The 17509-nt window shown below is 39.7% G+C and carries 15 protein-coding genes and 1 tRNA gene; 11 read left to right on the plus strand and 5 right to left on the minus strand.

Annotated elements, in window-relative coordinates; translation table 11 throughout:
* Window positions 1–161: 161 nt before the first annotated feature.
* A tRNA-Pro gene (locus CUB63_RS10515) sits at window positions 162–238 on the minus strand.
* A gap of 299 nt (window positions 239–537) precedes the next feature.
* Between CUB63_RS10515 and CUB63_RS10520 the strand changes: the two genes are divergently transcribed.
* Window positions 538–843: a DUF5339 family protein gene (locus CUB63_RS10520; protein WP_006534621.1), complete on the plus strand. Its 306-nt coding sequence runs from the start codon at window positions 538–540 to the stop codon at window positions 841–843.
* Window positions 844–902: 59 nt separating this feature from the next.
* Here CUB63_RS10520 and CUB63_RS10525 read toward each other — a convergent pair whose 3' ends face one another.
* On the minus strand, window positions 903–1238 hold the full coding sequence (locus CUB63_RS10525; protein WP_072064830.1) for a YceK/YidQ family lipoprotein: 336 nt from the start codon (window positions 1236–1238) through the stop codon (window positions 903–905).
* Window positions 1239–1630: 392 nt separating this feature from the next.
* On the opposite strand from CUB63_RS10525, the gene CUB63_RS10530 reads away from it, so the two are divergent.
* Window positions 1631–3289, plus strand: a complete 1659-nt coding sequence (locus CUB63_RS10530; RefSeq protein ID WP_109847998.1) for a putative transporter — start codon at window positions 1631–1633, stop codon at window positions 3287–3289.
* A gap of 265 nt (window positions 3290–3554) precedes the next feature.
* Here the strand turns inward: CUB63_RS10530 and CUB63_RS10535 are convergent, their stop codons facing one another.
* Window positions 3555–4814, minus strand: a complete 1260-nt coding sequence (locus tag CUB63_RS10535) for a valine--pyruvate transaminase (protein ID WP_072064833.1) — start codon at window positions 4812–4814, stop codon at window positions 3555–3557.
* 170 nt (window positions 4815–4984) lie between these two features.
* On the minus strand, window positions 4985–5569 hold the full coding sequence (locus tag CUB63_RS10540) for a DNA-3-methyladenine glycosylase I (RefSeq protein WP_109847999.1): 585 nt from the start codon (window positions 5567–5569) through the stop codon (window positions 4985–4987).
* A gap of 236 nt (window positions 5570–5805) precedes the next feature.
* On the opposite strand from CUB63_RS10540, the gene glyQ reads away from it, so the two are divergent.
* The 3 genes from glyQ to CUB63_RS17740 all read left to right on the plus strand — a co-directional run bounded on the left by glyQ (window position 5806) and on the right by CUB63_RS17740 (window position 9086).
* Window positions 5806–6711 (plus strand): glycine--tRNA ligase subunit alpha, encoded by a 906-nt coding sequence (gene glyQ, locus CUB63_RS10545; protein WP_004246832.1) that lies wholly within the window; start codon window positions 5806–5808, stop codon window positions 6709–6711.
* A gap of 9 nt (window positions 6712–6720) precedes the next feature.
* Window positions 6721–8793 carry a glycine--tRNA ligase subunit beta gene (gene glyS / locus CUB63_RS10550; protein WP_006534613.1) on the plus strand — a complete coding sequence of 691 codons (2073 nt, stop codon included), beginning with the start codon at window positions 6721–6723 and terminating at the stop codon, window positions 8791–8793.
* An 86-nt stretch (window positions 8794–8879) separates the two neighbouring features.
* A complete protein-coding gene (locus tag CUB63_RS17740; RefSeq protein WP_255311263.1) occupies window positions 8880–9086 on the plus strand; it encodes a helix-turn-helix domain-containing protein in 207 nt (68 codons plus the stop codon).
* A 3-nt stretch (window positions 9087–9089) separates the two neighbouring features.
* Here CUB63_RS17740 and CUB63_RS10560 read toward each other — a convergent pair whose 3' ends face one another.
* Window positions 9090–10376 (minus strand): YidR family protein, encoded by a 1287-nt coding sequence (locus tag CUB63_RS10560; protein WP_109848000.1) that lies wholly within the window; start codon window positions 10374–10376, stop codon window positions 9090–9092.
* A gap of 136 nt (window positions 10377–10512) precedes the next feature.
* On the opposite strand from CUB63_RS10560, the gene CUB63_RS10565 reads away from it, so the two are divergent.
* From CUB63_RS10565 to recG, 6 genes are all read left to right on the plus strand, one after another.
* On the plus strand, window positions 10513–11130 hold the full coding sequence (locus tag CUB63_RS10565; RefSeq protein ID WP_006534609.1) for a trimeric intracellular cation channel family protein: 618 nt from the start codon (window positions 10513–10515) through the stop codon (window positions 11128–11130).
* A 306-nt stretch (window positions 11131–11436) separates the two neighbouring features.
* The gene (gene gmk, locus CUB63_RS10570; RefSeq protein WP_006534608.1) at window positions 11437–12060 is read left to right on the plus strand and encodes a guanylate kinase; all 624 of its coding nucleotides are present in this window, start codon (window positions 11437–11439) and stop codon (window positions 12058–12060) included.
* A 54-nt stretch (window positions 12061–12114) separates the two neighbouring features.
* Entirely contained in the window at window positions 12115–12390 is a 276-nt protein-coding gene (gene rpoZ, locus CUB63_RS10575; RefSeq protein ID WP_006534607.1) for a DNA-directed RNA polymerase subunit omega, read from the plus strand.
* Window positions 12391–12418: 28 nt separating this feature from the next.
* The gene (spoT, locus tag CUB63_RS10580) at window positions 12419–14545 is read left to right on the plus strand and encodes a bifunctional GTP diphosphokinase/guanosine-3',5'-bis pyrophosphate 3'-pyrophosphohydrolase (RefSeq protein ID WP_109395897.1); all 2127 of its coding nucleotides are present in this window, start codon (window positions 12419–12421) and stop codon (window positions 14543–14545) included.
* Window positions 14546–14547: 2 nt separating this feature from the next.
* Window positions 14548–15270, plus strand: coding sequence for a tRNA (guanosine(18)-2'-O)-methyltransferase TrmH (gene trmH, locus CUB63_RS10585; protein ID WP_109848001.1), 723 nt, complete (start codon window positions 14548–14550; stop codon window positions 15268–15270).
* 4 nt (window positions 15271–15274) lie between these two features.
* Window positions 15275–17362: an ATP-dependent DNA helicase RecG gene (recG, locus tag CUB63_RS10590; RefSeq protein ID WP_109848002.1), complete on the plus strand. Its 2088-nt coding sequence runs from the start codon at window positions 15275–15277 to the stop codon at window positions 17360–17362.
* Window positions 17363–17509 lie beyond the last annotated feature (147 nt).

Below are 17509 nucleotides of genomic sequence, written 5' to 3' on the forward strand. Positions count from 1 at the left end.
TATATGTAAAGAGAAACAAAAAAGATTTATAAAAAACGTCTTTTACCTACATAGGTGCCAATAATGCAACCATGCCTATCTATCAGAAAGTAAAAAGAGATGATTGATGAAGAGATGCCCAAAACGACAAAACCCCGCTTTAAAAGCGGGGTTTCTTAATATGGTCGGCGAGAGAGGATTCGAACCTCCGACCCACTGGTCCCAAACCAGTTGCGCTACCAGGCTGCGCTACTCGCCGAAAACGAGGTGCATCTTACTGCCAGAAACCCACTCCGTCAATACTTTTTTAGTATCACCTGACTGTTCGTACGGTTTTCGACCAAAATAGTTGATTTTTAACTTTTTTATCATAAACAAGAGGTGATTTTTAGCGTTACTGTAACAAGCTTAGCTTTCTTTCTTCGCTTTACTATGGCTTTCTTTACGTTATCTATAAAATATGAAAAAAAATAACAAATTTATTCTTAATTATTATCGTCTAATTAGTGTACTTTTTATATAATTCGATTATGTCAAATAAGGTGGGTAATTTAGAGAATGAAACAATGTTGGTTGGGTGTCGCATTACTTTTATTGTCAATCACACTTCCAGCTCAAGCATCTACAGTTCATGCTTGCCGAGTGTACTTTAAAGAAGCGGATAAATTTATTCAGTACATTTCTGAAAGAGAAGATCTAAAACATAATATGCCGGAGATTAAGGCTAACTTCGAGCAAAGCAAAAAACAGATAATGACAGCACCTCAAGCAGAACAAAAAGTTATATGTGACAAGGAAATGCAAGAGCTTAATAGTTTGAATAAAATGTTTGGCCCTAAAGAAGAAACAGCTTTACATAAATAATCAAATAGATAATGACTAAATATAATTACTTATTTATTATTTAGTCATTAATTTTTATATTAATTCTTATTTTCATGATTATTATTCGCAGTTGTATTTTCCAATCTTTTTATACGTTCCTTAGGTGAATTATCACTTTTATCATCACCTTGAGTATAATAATCATATGGTAATAATAAAGTATCTAATACGGCACTAAAAGGGAAATCGAGAATAACCAGTGGCTTCATTGCCCATCCGGTTTCATCATCTTTTAACATTGTCATGTTATTTTTTGTCCCTGAATAAAGTTCTTTATTCGGGCCAGCATGAGTCATAACACTTGAGCAACCTGTCAGTAATGTCGTCAAAAATGTAACTAATGTTAAATTTTTACTTGTCGTTCTGAATATCATAGGGCACCTATAAAACGAGAGCTGTAATCAACGCTTTTTATCATATAGTTAAACCTGTTTTCTCTTACAGGACAAGAGAAAGATGATATAAAAAAGCTTAATTTTTTAGTCAGTAAATAAATAGTTCTAGTGTAAGAAAGTTTCATTTTCTCTAATTAAAAAAATCATAATAATATTATTAATGATTATGTTTTGATGATATTAAAATTCAACCTTCATTATTTTAAATTAACACTTTAACGCTATATTTATCTTTCTTGTTAGTTTGATCTCTATATATGTTGAATCTGTGCGATAAGACACAGCGACTTTCATTATTCTTTGCCAAAATAGGTTTATCGTTTTAGCTCAAATTTCTTCTTTTTTTATTTTTTGGGTACAGGATCTTTTTTATGAGTGATATTGCATTAACAATGGTGATGTTGTCATTAGCAGGCGCTCTAGGTCTTTGGATTGGCAATATCAAAATTTATCGGGTTAGCCTAGGAATAGGCGGTGTTCTTTTTGGTGGAATTATTATTGGCCACTTTGCTCAGCGCTATAATTTCATACTTAATGCACAAACTCTTCATTTTATTCAAGAATTTGGGCTTATCCTTTTCGTTTATACTATTGGTATCCAAGTCGGTCCTGTTTTTTTCTCCTCACTACGTGTTTCGGGCTTAAAACTAAACGCCTTTGCTATCCTAATTATTCTTCTTGGTTCAATCATAACCGCGTCTATTTATCATCTATTTGATGTTCCTTTACCTATTATTTTGGGTATTTTTTCTGGTGCGGTTACCAATACCCCTTCTTTAGGGGCAGGACAACAAATACTGACTGATCTGCATGTCGACCCAGCATCAGTGGGACAAATGGGGATGGGCTATGCCATGGCTTACCCTATGGGGATCTGTGGCATTCTGCTAGTCATGTGGCTTATTCGTGTGTTCTTTAAAATCAACATTGATGAAGAAGCAAAAGCCTTTAGCAACCAACAAAACAACACTAAAGATGCACTACATACCATTAATATTGCGATTAAAAACCCCAATCTAGATGGCTTATTAATGCAAGATATTCCTCTGCTCAATGAAGATGCCATTGTCTGCTCTCGCTTAAAGCGTGGAGATAATATTATGGTACCTATGCCATCAACAATTATTCAGTTGGGAGATTTACTGCATATTGTGGGTTCAAAAGAAGATCTCAATAAAGTACGCCTAGTACTTGGTGAAGAGGTCGATGCTTCACTTTCAACATCAACAAATTTATTGCAATCAGTACGGATCGTTGTAACAAATGATTCCGTGCTCAGTAAGCGTTTAAAAGATCTGGATCTTAAAAGAAAATACGATGTTGTCGTGACTCGATTAAACCGCGCAGGTATCGAACTTATTCCAAGCAATAATAGTATGTTACAGTTCGGGGATATTCTTAATGTCGTTGGGCGCCCTGAGTCTATTGAAGCCATTACAGCCCTGTTAGGTAACGCTCGTCAGAAATTAGAACAAGTTCAAATGCTTCCTGTTTTTATTGGTATCGGTTTAGGGGTTTTACTTGGCTCTATTCCTATTTTTATTCCTGGTATTCCTGTGGCACTTAAACTGGGATTAGCTGGTGGTCCCCTTGTTGTTGCCTTAATTTTAGGACGTATTGGTACATTTGGTAAACTCTATTGGTTTATGCCTCCAAGTGCTAACTTGGCATTGCGAGAGCTCGGTATTGTCATGTTTCTTGCGGTGGTAGGATTAAACTCTGGCGGTGAATTTGTCGAAACATTAATTGATGGTCAAGGCTTGAGTTGGATTGGCTACGGCATTTTGATTACGTTATTACCGCTATTGATTGTTGGGGTGATCGCCAGAGTCTTCTTTAAACTTAATTATTTAAGCCTCTGTGGAATGTTAGCAGGTTCAATGACAGATCCGCCTGCATTAGCCTTCGCAAATTCAATTCATAGCTCAAGTGGGGCAGCCTCACTTTCCTATGCTACAGTTTATCCCTTGGCTATGTTTTTACGCATCGTAACACCACAATTAATGGCACTGATTATATGGACTTTGTAGTGAAAATAATAAATATATTAAATAATTGAACCGAAGTTGTTATCAAAATCTATATTTAGCTTAGCAGAGTGATAATTAAGGCAATGAATAGCCCTTATTTAAGCCATAGATTTTATAAATGTCTGTTTTAATAGTTCTCGTGCTAAGAAATTTAGATTGAGACGGATTACTAAATTTTTAGTAATCAATTTCTTTCCGTCAAACTTATGCTCAAAAGTCCTCGTTATTGTCTTTGCCCCTTCTTCTCGCTGAAGGGGCATTTTTATTAGATATTCACTGGCTGATAGATGTTCTCGATTTCTTCAGCCAGAATTTTTATTCCTTTCTCTATCAATTCAGGCTCTGGTACATAATTCATTCTCATACATTGATGAGCATGATCCCATGAATCTTCTAATCCCGGAAAGAAGTAATGTCCCGGCACCATTAATACACCACGTTTTTTCAAACGACGGTAAAGCTCTTCACAAGAAACCGGTAAATCTTTAAACCAAAGCCATAAAAATATCGCACCTTCAGGCTTATGAATAAGACAACGCTCTTCAGGTAAATAACGACGAATAATATTAATAGTTTCAAGTACTCGTTGATGATAAAAAGGCCCTATCACATCTTGAGATAACCGCATTAAATCATCGCGTTTTAACATTTCTAATGCCATTGCTGGTCCAATTCCACCAGGTGCGAGACTAATAATGCCGTTAACATTTGTAATGGCTGAAATCAGTTCTTCATTGGCAATAATAATGCCACAACGTGCCCCCGGTAAACCTAGTTTAGACAGACTCATACAGAGAATAGTATTGTCATTCCAACGAGGTGTTGCTTGAGTAAAAATAATACCCGGAAAAGGAACACCGTAAGCATTATCTATAATCAGAGGAATATTATGTCGTTTAGCTAAAATCTCTAGCTTTTCAACTTCGTCATCTGTAATCACATTACCCGTTGGGTTTGTTGGTCTTGAAACACAAATAGCCGCAATATCATCACTAATTTCAAGATGAGCAAAATCCACATGATATTTAAATTGCCCATTCGGCAACATTTCTATTGTTGGCTTATTCGCAACAAACAGATCTTCTTCTAATCCAGAATCAGTATAACCAATGTATTCAGGCGCTATAGGGAAAAGAATTTTTCGTTTTTTCCCATCTTTAGTTGTGCCACCTAATAAATTAAACAGGTAGAAAAAAGCACTTTGGCTACCATTGGTTAATGCAATGTTTTTCGCCGAAATATTCCAACCCAGCTTCTCTTTTAAGCATGTCGCCAACGCTTGTAACATAGCATCTTTGCCTTGCGGACCATCATAGTTACAAACTGCATCACTTAACGTACCATTTTCTGTCATCTCTTTAAGTAATTGACGAAAATAGTTGTCCATTTCAGGAATATGCGCAGGATTACCACCTCCCAACATCACGGCACCCGGTGTCCGTATTCCTTCATTTAAATCTTGCATCAAGCGAGCAATGCCTGAGTGCTGAGCAAATTTTTGCCCGAATTGTGATAATTGAGTCATCTTTGCAGGTATCTTCTATGTTGCTTTCTCGTTAAGAAATACCATACCGCGAGCTTTAATCTGCATCAATAGTTATAATGGAAATGATAAAATAGGAATATTAATACAGATTTAAATATTGAAATATAAAACCAATAATTTCTTAAATTAAAGATAACTCAACCCACATTTTAATTTTTATTGGTGTTTTCACTCTCTTCTTGGCGACAAAAACAGGAGAGAATATGGTCATTCACCATACCAACGGCTTGCATAAAAGCGTAGCAAGTTGTTGTACCAACAAATTTAAAACCTTTTTTCTTTAACGTTTTTGCCATTTTATCTGAGATTTCAGTGGACGCAGGTACTTGGGATATATCATCCCACTGATTAACAATTGGTTTATTATCAACAAATTGCCAAATAAACTGGCTAAAATCCTCACCTTGCTCTTCCATTGCTATAAAAACACGCGCGTTATTAATAATGGCGTTAATTTTTCCTTGATGACGGATAATAGCGGGATCTTGTAATAAAGCTTCGACATCTTTCTCTGTCATTTTGGCAATTTTTTCAGGTGAAAAACCAAAGAAACAGCGACGATAACCTTCTCTTTTTTTGAGTACGGTATACCAAGATAGCCCAGCTTGTTGGCCTTCAAGGCAAATCATTTCGAAAAGCTTGTATTTATCTCGTTCAGGTTTTCCCCATTCATCGTCGTGATATGCCAAATATTCAGGATCATTGGTTACCCAATCGCAGCGTTGTTTACTCATTCACTCATTCCTTGTTATCAATAACTTTCAATAGCATCACTTATATACTGTATAAATACACATGTAAATAGGTAAAAAAAATTCAATCTAATTCTTTGAGCATAGTCATAAAGTCAATTAAAGGATTATTTTTTTGATCGAGGGAAAATTGCCCGCATTCCTTGCTGTATATCTTTCGTCTAGAAGGTATACTGAAACCTTTCTTTTTATTCTATGTATCGCCATGCGGATATAACATGCAAAAGTTTGATACCAAAACCTTTCAAGGTCTTATCCTGACATTACAGGATTACTGGGCTCGCCAGGGCTGTACCATTGTCCAACCATTAGATATGGAAGTGGGCGCAGGCACATCACATCCAATGACTTGTTTACGAGCATTAGGCCCAGAGCCTATCGCTGCGGCTTATGTACAGCCTTCACGTCGTCCAACAGACGGACGTTACGGTGAAAACCCTAACCGTTTACAGCACTATTACCAATTCCAAGTTATCATTAAGCCATCGCCTGATAATATTCAGGAGCTTTATCTTGGCTCATTAAGAGAGTTAGGTTTGGATCCTACAATCCATGATATTCGTTTTGTGGAAGATAACTGGGAAAACCCAACACTAGGTGCTTGGGGCTTAGGCTGGGAAGTTTGGCTCAACGGCATGGAAGTCACGCAGTTTACCTATTTCCAACAAGTGGGTGGATTAGAGTGTAAACCGGTTACAGGTGAAATCACTTACGGCTTAGAACGTCTTGCCATGTATATTCAAGGTGTTGATAGCGTTTATGACTTAGTTTGGTGCGATGGCCCATTAGGTAAAACCACCTATGGCGATATCTATCATCAAAACGAAGTTGAACAATCAACTTATAACTTTGAATACGCAGACGTAGACTTCTTATTCTCTTGCTTTGAGCAATATGAAAAAGAAGCTCGTGAGTTGTTAGAATTAGAAAAACCTCTGCCTCTACCTGCCTATGAACGTATTTTAAAAGCAGGACACACTTTTAATCTATTGGATGCACGTAAAGCTATCTCTGTAACAGAGCGTCAGCGTTATATTTTACGTATCCGTACTTTAACCAAAGCGGTTGCTGAAGCATATTATGCTTCTCGTGAAGCGCTTGGTTTCCCTATGTGTAAAAAGTAAGAGGCTATCATGACAACTGAGACTTTCCTCGTGGAAATCGGCACAGAAGAATTACCGCCGAAAGCGCTTCGTTCTTTAGCCGAATCTTTTGCTGCTAATTTTACTGCAGAGCTGGACAACGCCAATATCACTCATGGTGATGTATCTTGGTTTGCAGCACCTCGCCGTTTAGCCATTAAAGTCGCTAATATGGCGAAATCACAAGCAGATAGAACCATCGAAAAACGTGGCCCTGCCATTGCTCAAGCATTTGATGCTGAAGGTAAACCAACCAAAGCGGCTGAAGGTTGGGCTAGAGGCAATGGCATTACTGTTGACCAAGCAGAACGCTTATCAACAGATAAAGGCGAATGGTTATTTTATCGTGCGGAAGTAAAAGGTGAAGCGGTTAACCAATTACTGATTGGCATGGTAAGCACTGCATTATCAAAATTACCAATTCCAAAATTAATGCGCTGGGGCGATAAAGAAACTCACTTTGTACGTCCTGTTCATACTGTTACTTTATTATTAGGTGATACTGTTATTGATGGTGAAATTTTAGGTATCCAAAGCGATCGCGTTATTCGTGGTCATCGCTTTATGGGTGAAGCTGAATTCACTATTGATAATGCAGATCAGTATCCTGAAATTCTTTATGAACGCGGAAAAGTGATTGCTGATTACGAAACGCGTAAATCAATTATTCTTCATGATGCTCGCCTTGCCGCTGAAAAACTCGGTGGTATCGCAGATTTAAGCGATAGCTTAGTGGAAGAAGTCACTTCATTGGTTGAATGGCCAGTTGTACTAACAGCAAAATTTGAGGAAAAATTCCTTGAAGTGCCTGCTGAAGCACTGGTTTACACCATGAAAGGTGACCAAAAATACTTCCCTGTTTATGATAAACAAGGTGGATTGTTACCTAACTTTATTTTCGTCACTAATATTGAATCTTCGGATCCACAACAGATCATTAGTGGTAACGAAAAAGTGGTACGCCCTCGCTTAGCGGATGCTGAGTTCTTCTTTAAAACTGACCGTAAACAACGTTTAGAAGATAACTTGCCGCGCCTTGAAACCGTATTATTCCAGAAAGATTTAGGCACACTGCGTGATAAAACCGACCGTATTCAGGCATTAGCTGGCTTTATCGCAGGTAAAATGGGTACTGATGTTAATAAAGCAACCCGTGCAGGTTTACTGTCAAAATGTGACTTAATGACCAATATGGTGTTCGAATTCACAGATACCCAAGGTGTTATGGGTATGCATTATGCACGTCATGATGGTGAAGCCGAAGAAGTTGCGGTTGCATTGAAAGAACAATATCAGCCTCGTTTCGCAGGTGATGAATTACCGTCTAATCCTGTTGCTAGCGCCCTCGCTATTGCAGAGAAGATGGATACCCTTGCGGGTATTTTCGGTATTGGTCAACATCCGAAAGGGGACAAAGATCCATTTGCTCTACGTCGCGCATCATTGGGTGTTTTACGTATTATCGTTGAGCAAGATTTACCGCTAGATATTGAAGAATTAACACAAGAAGCCGTTCGCCTTTACGGCGAAAAACTGACAAATAAAAATGTCGTCAGTGATGTGGTTGAATTTATGTTAGGTCGTTTCCGTTCTTGGTATCAAGAATTGGGTTACAGCATTGATACTATTCAAGCTGTATTAGCACGTCGCCCAACACAACCTGCAGACTTCAATGCTCGCGTTAAAGCGGTAACTTATTTCCGCACATTAGAGGAAGCCGCTGCGTTAGCAGAAGCGAATAAACGTGTTTCTAATATCTTAGCAAAATCTGCTAACGTAAAACTAAACGACACGGTTTTAGCTTCCGTCTTAAAAGCACCAGAAGAAGTTCAATTAGCGGCGAATCTTTCTGTATTACAAGATAAGTTGGCGCCATTATTTGCAGAGCGCAAATACCAAGAAGCCTTAGTTGAACTGGCATCATTACGTGATGTGGTCAATAACTTCTTTGATAAAGTTATGGTAATGGATGAAGACGAAGCGGTTCGTATCAACCGTTTAACCATGTTAAGTCAATTGCGTGAACTGTTCTTAAAAGTCGCGGATATTTCTGTTTTACAATAAATTGTAGAAATACAAAAAAACACAAAACCGGCATTGTGAAAGCAATGCCGGTTTTTTTTCCAATGAATGGTGAAAATATAAAATGAATTCGTGAACAAAATAATATTCCGCAATCGTCTCTTGCTTTAATACTCAATATGACAAAAGAGAGTGTATCAAAATGGGAGCGGAACAAAATTAAACCCAACGGAGCTACACTGAGACGTGTAAATTTGATTGCTCAAAAAGTCACTTATAATCTAATTCATTCTATTTTTAGAGCCTATATAATACAGGCTCTATTTTTAGAATAATAACTACAATCCAGTCTCTACCGTAAATATCTGACGATAACCATCAACATCACGCATAAAGGCGATATATTGATCATCAGGAGAGAATACAACAGCATCACTACTTGGTGCTTGTGCTGTTTTTTCTGTTAATCGCGTTAGTTCACCCGTTTTTGCATTACATAACATCACACTATTATCACAAATAAAGGTGAGATATTGTCCGTTACTATTCCATGTAAAGGCGGACTGAATATCCCAATCCTGCGAGGTAACTTGCTTTATTTCTTTCGTACTTGGCGAGACGGTATATAACTGCACAACACCGTTATCATCTTTCATTAAAAAAGCAATCGCATCACCTTGTGGGGAGCTTCTTAACCAATGACGAGGCTGATTTAAAACACCTGCATATTTTCTATTTGCGGTATTTGTTAGGCGAACTTGATGAATACCTTTAGCCACTGCTGGCATTGTTGTCTCGGTTCCTGCCAGTGGTTTATCACCTTCAATACTGAAAGCCTGATTATCATCCGGTAAATCCACTAAGAAAATATCAGAAACTTTATCACCCGTTTCACTGACGGTATCGCCAATAAATGCAATAGCCCAACGTTGTTGTGAACCATCAGCCTTTGTATACCCCTGAGTACCAACCCAACACTCTTCATAAGCTTTATTAATTTCATCGCTCCCCTTTTGTGGATGAGCGACAGTTTGGCTTATGACAGTGCAAAAATATTCACCGTCATATTCACGAGGGTGTTTTTTAACAACATTAATCGCTTTCAGTGGCACAGCAACAGCCACATTACGTTGATCATATTCGCCACCCAGTTCGTGCATAATATGATCGTTATATGTAAAGCTTAAACGCGTGCCGTCAGGACTAAAAACATGAACATGCGTACCGCCACGTAAAGCACCAGCCTGATAAGGTGATGTCAACGAACAAGCGTCGATATTAAATGCACGATTGTTTTCTGATCCATCAACAATCACTCCGCGACGATGATGAAAATCATAATGCCATTCATCATCTGGGTTTTCAGGTCCATGAATAAAAGCATAACGCACAGGCTCAATTGGGCATACTGTAGCCACACCAACATGTGCCCCTTGTGTTGCTGTGTAAATTATCTGTTGCTGTTTTGTTTTCGCATGAATTTTTTCTATGGTTAGACCTGTAAAAGATCCTCCATTGGGACGTACATCATAGACTAACCACTGGCTATCTGGCGTCCAAACATTTATATTGGTTAACTGATGATGACGGCTATCAAACGTAATCTGGTGTTCCTGAAAAGACATATTTATCCTTATCGGGAAATAAATTTCCACATTATAAAAACTAATTAATTTTACCTGGCACTAAAAAAATTCAGTCGAGACTTTTTCGCAAGGTAATTACTCTACCCTCACTAAATAGTCAAAAAATTAGAAAATCATGTTACTTAGTGTTCTCTATATTATTGGTATTACTGCAGAAGCCATGACCGGTGCACTTGCTGCTGGTCGTCGTAAAATGGATGTTTTTGGCGTTATTATTATCGCCTCTGCAACTGCCATTGGTGGTGGCTCTGTCAGGGACATTCTACTGGGCCATTACCCCCTCGGTTGGGTAAAACATCCTGAATATATTGTCACTGTTGCATGTGCTGCTGTTATCACCATGTGGGTTGCTCCCATGATGAAACACTTACAGCGACTCTTTCTTATCCTAGACGCCATCGGTCTAATGGTTTTCTCTATTATCGGCGCACAAATCGCACTCGATATGGAGTATGGCCCAATTATTGCTGCTATTGCCGCAGTGATTACAGGTGCTTTTGGCGGTGTATTAAGAGATATGCTTTGTAATACCATTCCTCTCGTGTTCCAAAAAGAAATTTATGCCGGTATCGCTTTTGGTGCTGCGTGGCTTTATATGGGATTACTGTTTTATACACCGTTACCAAGAGACGTCATTATCATCATTACCCTAATTGCTGGGTTAACAGCTCGACTTCTCGCTATTCGTTATAAATTGGGCCTACCTGTCTTTAATTACGAGAATCAAGATTAACGAATCGCTATTTTAACGACAGCGGTTCTTTTTGATTCTGTGGGGTATCTCAAAATATAATCTCTTTTCGCTATTGTGATAAAAGGTAATTCCTATCACTGAGCCTTTAATTGTATGTTAATATTGACATAGTTTAATTTTTCTCTTGTTTCTATATTCAGAAAATAGAATGTAATAAGAAAAAAATAGCTCTGTATTAAACATGGGCGCTGTATGTCATTCATTGTATGTGTATACTATATGGGGGGATTTACTCCCTAAACATGTATTTATACTTAATTCTCCAGTCAAATTCAGAAAGTCATCATGATCCAAGGAACACTTTATATTGTTTCCGCCCCAAGCGGTGCGGGTAAATCAAGTCTTATTCAAGCGCTGTTAAAAACACAGCCTTTATATGACACGCAGGTTTCTGTCTCTCATACAACCCGCCCAATGCGACCGGGAGAGAGCCATGGTGAACATTACTTCTTTGTTACTGAAGAAGAATTTAAAAGCATGATAGACAGCGGAGATTTCCTCGAACATGCTTGTGTCTTTGGTAACTATTACGGCACATCAGGCAAAGTTATCAAAGAAATTTTAGCCAGTGGTGTTGATGTCTTTTTAGATATTGATTGGCAAGGCGCACAACAAGTGCGTAAAGCGATGCCTGAAGCTCGCAGTATTTTTATTCTGCCACCGTCAAAAGAAGAGCTTTACCGCCGACTTCGTGGACGTGGCCAAGATAGCGAAGAAGTGATTACAAAACGTATGTCACAAGCTGTATCGGAAATGGAACATTTTAATGAGTATGATTATTTGCTGATTAATGATGATTTCAATACTGCGCTTGCTGATTTACAATCAATTATTCGTTCAGAAAAATTACGCCTTGATCGTCAAACGCTACGACATGGTGATTTAATCAGCAAATTATTGGCAGACTGAGTTAACTTTCAGTATTATGCCCAGTCATTTCGTTAATGGTGGAGTAACACAAATATGGCACGCGTAACCGTTCAAGACGCTGTAGAAAAAATTGGTAACCGTTTTGACCTTGTTCTGGTCGCAGCACGTCGTGCGCGTCAGCTACAAGTTGGCGCTAAAGACCCTTTAGTTCCAGAAGAAAATGATAAAATGACTGTTGTCGCGCTACGTGAAATCGAAGAAGGCCTGATTAACGGTAAAATTCTTGATGCTCGTGAACGTCAAGAGCAGCAAGAGCAAGAAGCAGCAGAATTACAAGCTGTTTCAGCGATTGCGGAAGGTCGTCGTTAATCGTTTATAAAATAGGGGTAGGTCTGCCTTGTACCTGTTTGAAAGCCTGAATCAAATCGTTCAAAAATACTTGCCATCGGAGCAAGTTGAACAACTTAAAAAAGCCTTTATCGTCGCCCGAAATGCCCACGAGGGGCAAACTCGTTCAAGTGGTGAGCCTTATATTACTCACCCTGTTGCGGTTGCGTGTATTCTTGCAGATATGCGATTAGACCACCAAACGCTAATGGCGGCGCTATTGCATGATGTTATCGAAGATACTCCTGCAACCTTCCAAGATATCGAAAACCTATTTGGTAGTACGGTGGCCGATCTTGTTGAAGGCGTGTCTAAACTTGATAAATTGAAGTTTAGAGACAAAAAAGAGGCTCAGGCTGAAAACTTCCGTAAGATGATTATGGCGATGGTAAAAGATATCCGCGTCATTTTGATCAAACTGGCAGACCGAACTCACAATATGCGCACTCTGGGATCATTACGCCCAGACAAACGTCGCCGTATTGCTCGCGAAACACTCGAAATTTACAGTCCTCTTGCACACCGTTTAGGTATACACCATATCAAAACAGAGCTTGAAGAGCTGGGTTTCGAGGCGCTACATCCTAATCGTTACCGTGTAATCAAAGAAGTCGTTAAAGCTGCTCGAGGCAATCGTAAAGAGATGATTAATAAAATCCTCTCTGAAATTGAAGGTCGCCTAACGGAAGCGCATATCGAATGCAAAGTTAACGGTCGCGAAAAACACCTTTACTCTATCTATCGAAAAATGTTGTTAAAAGAGCAACGTTTTCACTCGATCATGGATATTTACGCCTTTCGCGTTATTGTGAAGGAAGTCGATACCTGTTATCGGGTTTTAGGGCAAATGCACAGTCTTTATAAACCACGTCCCGGTCGAGTTAAAGACTATATTGCCATCCCCAAAGCCAATGGCTACCAATCTCTTCATACCTCACTAATTGGCCCTCATGGAGTACCCGTTGAAGTGCAAATTCGTACGGAAGATATGGATCAAATGGCTGAAATGGGGGTTGCTGCGCATTGGGCTTATAAAGAGCAAGGTGAACAACCGGGCACAACCGCACAAGTAAGAGCTCAACGCTGGATGCAAAGTCTACTTGAATTGCAACAAAGCGCGGGTAGCTCATTTGAATTTATCGAAAACGTAAAATCCGATCTTTTTCCTGATGAAATCTACGTTTTCACGCCAGAAGGTCGCATTGTTGAATTACCAACGGGTGCGACTCCTGTCGATTTTGCTTATGCGGTCCACACAGATATCGGCCATGCCTGCGTGGGCGCAAGGGTTGATAGACAACCTTATCCTCTTTCACAATCGCTACGCACAGGACAAACGGTTGAAATCATTACTGCTCCAGGCGCAAGACCAAATGCGGCTTGGCTAAACTTTGTCGTCAGTTCAAGAGCACGCTCTAAAATTAGACAACTGCTGAAAAACCTAAAACGTGAAGACTCTATTAATTTAGGTCGCCGTTTACTCAATCACGCATTAGGTGAGCACAAGCTTGCTGATATTTCAGCAGAAAATATTGAGCGTGAGTTGAAACGGATGAAACTTCATTCAATCGACGACTTAATGGCTGAAATTGGTTTAGGTAATACCATGAGCGTTGTTGTTGCGCGTAATTTATTGATTGATAGTCAAAATCAAGATGAAAACGCACAAACCGAAACAACCAATGATGCTCCACCTAAACTCCCAATTAAAGGTGCTGATGGCGTATTGATCTCCTTCGCTAAATGTTGTCGCCCTATTCCGGGAGATCCTATCGTTGCACATATTAGCCCGGGTAAAGGTTTAGTTATTCACCATGAGTCTTGTCGTAATATTCGTGGTTACCAAAAAGAGCCTGAAAAATTCATGCCTGTCGAGTGGGACAAAGAGATCAACAGCGATTTCATTACTGAAATTAAAGTCGATATGATTAACCACCAAGGTGCTTTAGCAAACTTAACCGCAGCTATTAATGATGCAAATTCAAGTATTCAAAGTATGAATACAGAAGAGAAAGATGGTCGCGTGTATTGTGCTTTTATTCGCTTAACAGCAAAAGACCGAATTCAATTAGCCAATATCATGCGTAAACTTCGTATCATGCCAGACGTTCTGCGCGTTAGCCGTAATAAAAACTAGTCATGAATTCAATTCGATATGCCCGCATCTGTCAAATGATGGCGATGCGGCAACCTGACCTGACGATTTGCCTTGAAGAAGTGCATAAATCCCATAATGTGGCTGCTGTTATAAGGACAGCTGATGCCGTGGGTATTCCTAAAATTCATGCTATTTGGCCTGAAGAAAAAATGCGAATGCTCGTATCACCAGCAGCCGGAAGCAACAGTTGGGTTAATGTAGAAACACACCCCACAATCACTGATGCCGTAGGTGCCTTTCGTACTCAAGGTATGCAAGTTCTTGCGACACATCTCTCAGATAAAGCCGTCGATTTTCGTGAGATTGATTACACTCGCCCAACTTGTATTATTATGGGACAGGAAAAAACCGGTATCTCACAAGATGCGATAGCGCTTGCCGATCAAGATATCATTGTTCCTATGATGGGGATGGTGCAATCACTGAATGTTTCAGTTGCCAGTGCTTTAATTTTATATGAAGCACAACGCCAACGTCAGGCTGCGGGTATGTATAATCGAACAGAGAGCACCTTAACAGAAGAAGAACAACAAATTCTGCTATTTGAAGGTGGATACCCAGTATTGGCAGAAGTTTCTCGTCGAAAAGGCCTGCCTCGCCCATACATTAATGATCGTGGTGAAATTGAAGCACCTGAGTCATGGTGGGCAGAAATGCAAATGACACAAAAGCAACTTAGGAAATTAAAAAAGACGGAGTATTGATCCCATGAAAGGAAAACTGCTTGATGCAATCCCCTTAACCACTCTTCACGGCGTAGGTGCAAGTCAGGCAGACAAGCTGGCAAAAATAGGGCTTGTGACTATTGAGGATTTGTTACTCCACCTTCCTTTGCGTTATGAAGATCAAACGCACCTCTATGCTATTAGCGATCTTCTTCCCGGTATCCCTGCCACTGTTTCAGGTGAAGTATTAAGAACTGAAGTCAGTTTTGGTCGACGAAAAATGATGACCTGCCAAATTTCTGATGGCTCAGGTATTTTAACGCTTCGCTTTTTTAACTTTACAGTTGCAATGAAAAATAACCTTGCTCAAGGTAAACAAGTCATCGCCTATGGTGAAGTAAAGCGAGGAAGTCGTGGCCCTGAAATTATCCACCCTGAATATAAAATCAAAGTGGCAGGTGCTGAGGTTAAACTACAAGAAACACTCACCCCGATTTATTCAACAACCGAAGGCTTACGCCAAACATCATTGCGAAAACTGATAGAGCAAGCGTTAGAATTACTTGATACCTGTGCTATTAATGAATTATTGCCCGATCAATTTATTCATGGTTTACCTCCATTAGCCACCGCATTACGTACACTGCATAATCCTCCCCCTGATATCGCTTTTGCACAGCTTGAAAAAGGACAGCACCCTGCTCAAAAAAGACTCATTATTGAAGAGTTACTCGCCCACAATCTAGGTATGCTCAATGCCAGAGCTGGTGCGCAATCTTATCGTGCAGAACCGCTGTTTATGCCAAGCACTTCCACATTACGCCAGCAATTTCTCGCAATGCTACCTTTTACCCCGACAAATGCTCAACAACGTGTCGTCAATGAGATAGAAACAGATTTAGAAAAAAACTATCCGATGATGCGATTAATCCAAGGAGATGTAGGTTCAGGTAAAACGCTAGTTGCAGCATTAAGTGCATTACGTGCTATTGCAAATGGTAAGCAAGTGGCGTTAATGGCTCCAACAGAATTATTAGCAGAACAACATGCATTGACGTTTAGAAAATGGTTTGAGCCTTTTGGTATCCAAGTGGGTTGGTTGGCTGGAAAGCAGAAAGGGAAAGCTCGCGAGGCACAGCAAAACGCCATTGCGAATGGTGAAGTATCGATCATTATTGGAACGCACGCTATTTTCCAAGAACAAGTTAAATTCCACTCTCTAGCCTTAGTGATTATTGATGAACAACACCGATTTGGTGTACATCAACGCCTCGCATTATGGAAAAAGGGCGAAGAGCAAGGCTTTCATCCCCATCAATTGGTGATGACAGCAACGCCGATCCCTCGCACATTAGCCATGACAGCCTACGCTGATATGGACACCTCTATCATCGACGAATTACCACCGGGACGCACACCTGTTACCACTGTCGCTATCCCTGATACTCGCCGTAATGACATTATTGAACGCATTAGGTTGGCTTGCACAGAAGAAAAGCGACAAGCCTATTGGGTATGTACCTTAATTGAAGATTCTGATGTTCTTGAAGCGCAAGCAGCCCAAGTTATCTATGATGAGCTTACAATTGCACTCCCTGAAATCAAAGTAGGGTTGGTACATGGGCGAATGAAGCCCGCAGAAAAACAGGCCGTAATGACCGCATTTAAAGAAAATGAACTCCAACTTTTAGTTGCAACAACAGTGATTGAAGTTGGCGTTGATGTGCCTAATGCCAGTTTGATGATTATTGATAATCCAGAACGGCTAGGCCTTGCACAGTTACACCAACTACGTGGACGTGTAGGTCGAGGCGCAATCGCCTCTCATTGTGTCTTGTTATATAAAACACCACTCACTCAAACGGCACGTTTGCGATTGCAGGTATTAAGGGATAGCAATGATGGCTTTGTCATTGCACAAAAAGATCTAGAGATCCGTGGCCCCGGTGAGCTTTTAGGTACCAAGCAAACGGGTAATGCACAATTTAAAGTCGCTGATTTATTGCGCGACCAAGGACTTGTTCCTGAAGTTCAGCGTATCGCTCGTTACCTGCATCAACACTATCCTAAACATTCTCAAGCCTTAATCGAACGCTGGCTACCTGCTAAAACACAATACAGCCAAGCTTAAAGTTTCTCTTTTACATGGCTTAGCGTGCGTTTAAACTCGCTTTAGGTCGATCTTGAAATATATTAGTAAGTTACATATCACATAGAAAAACACCTCAATGCCGATATCCAACATTGAGGTGCTCTTTAACGTTTTTGAAGCTATTTT

It is taken from the genome of Proteus penneri (assembly GCF_003144535.1).
Classification (GTDB): Bacteria; Pseudomonadota; Gammaproteobacteria; order Enterobacterales; family Enterobacteriaceae; genus Proteus; species Proteus penneri.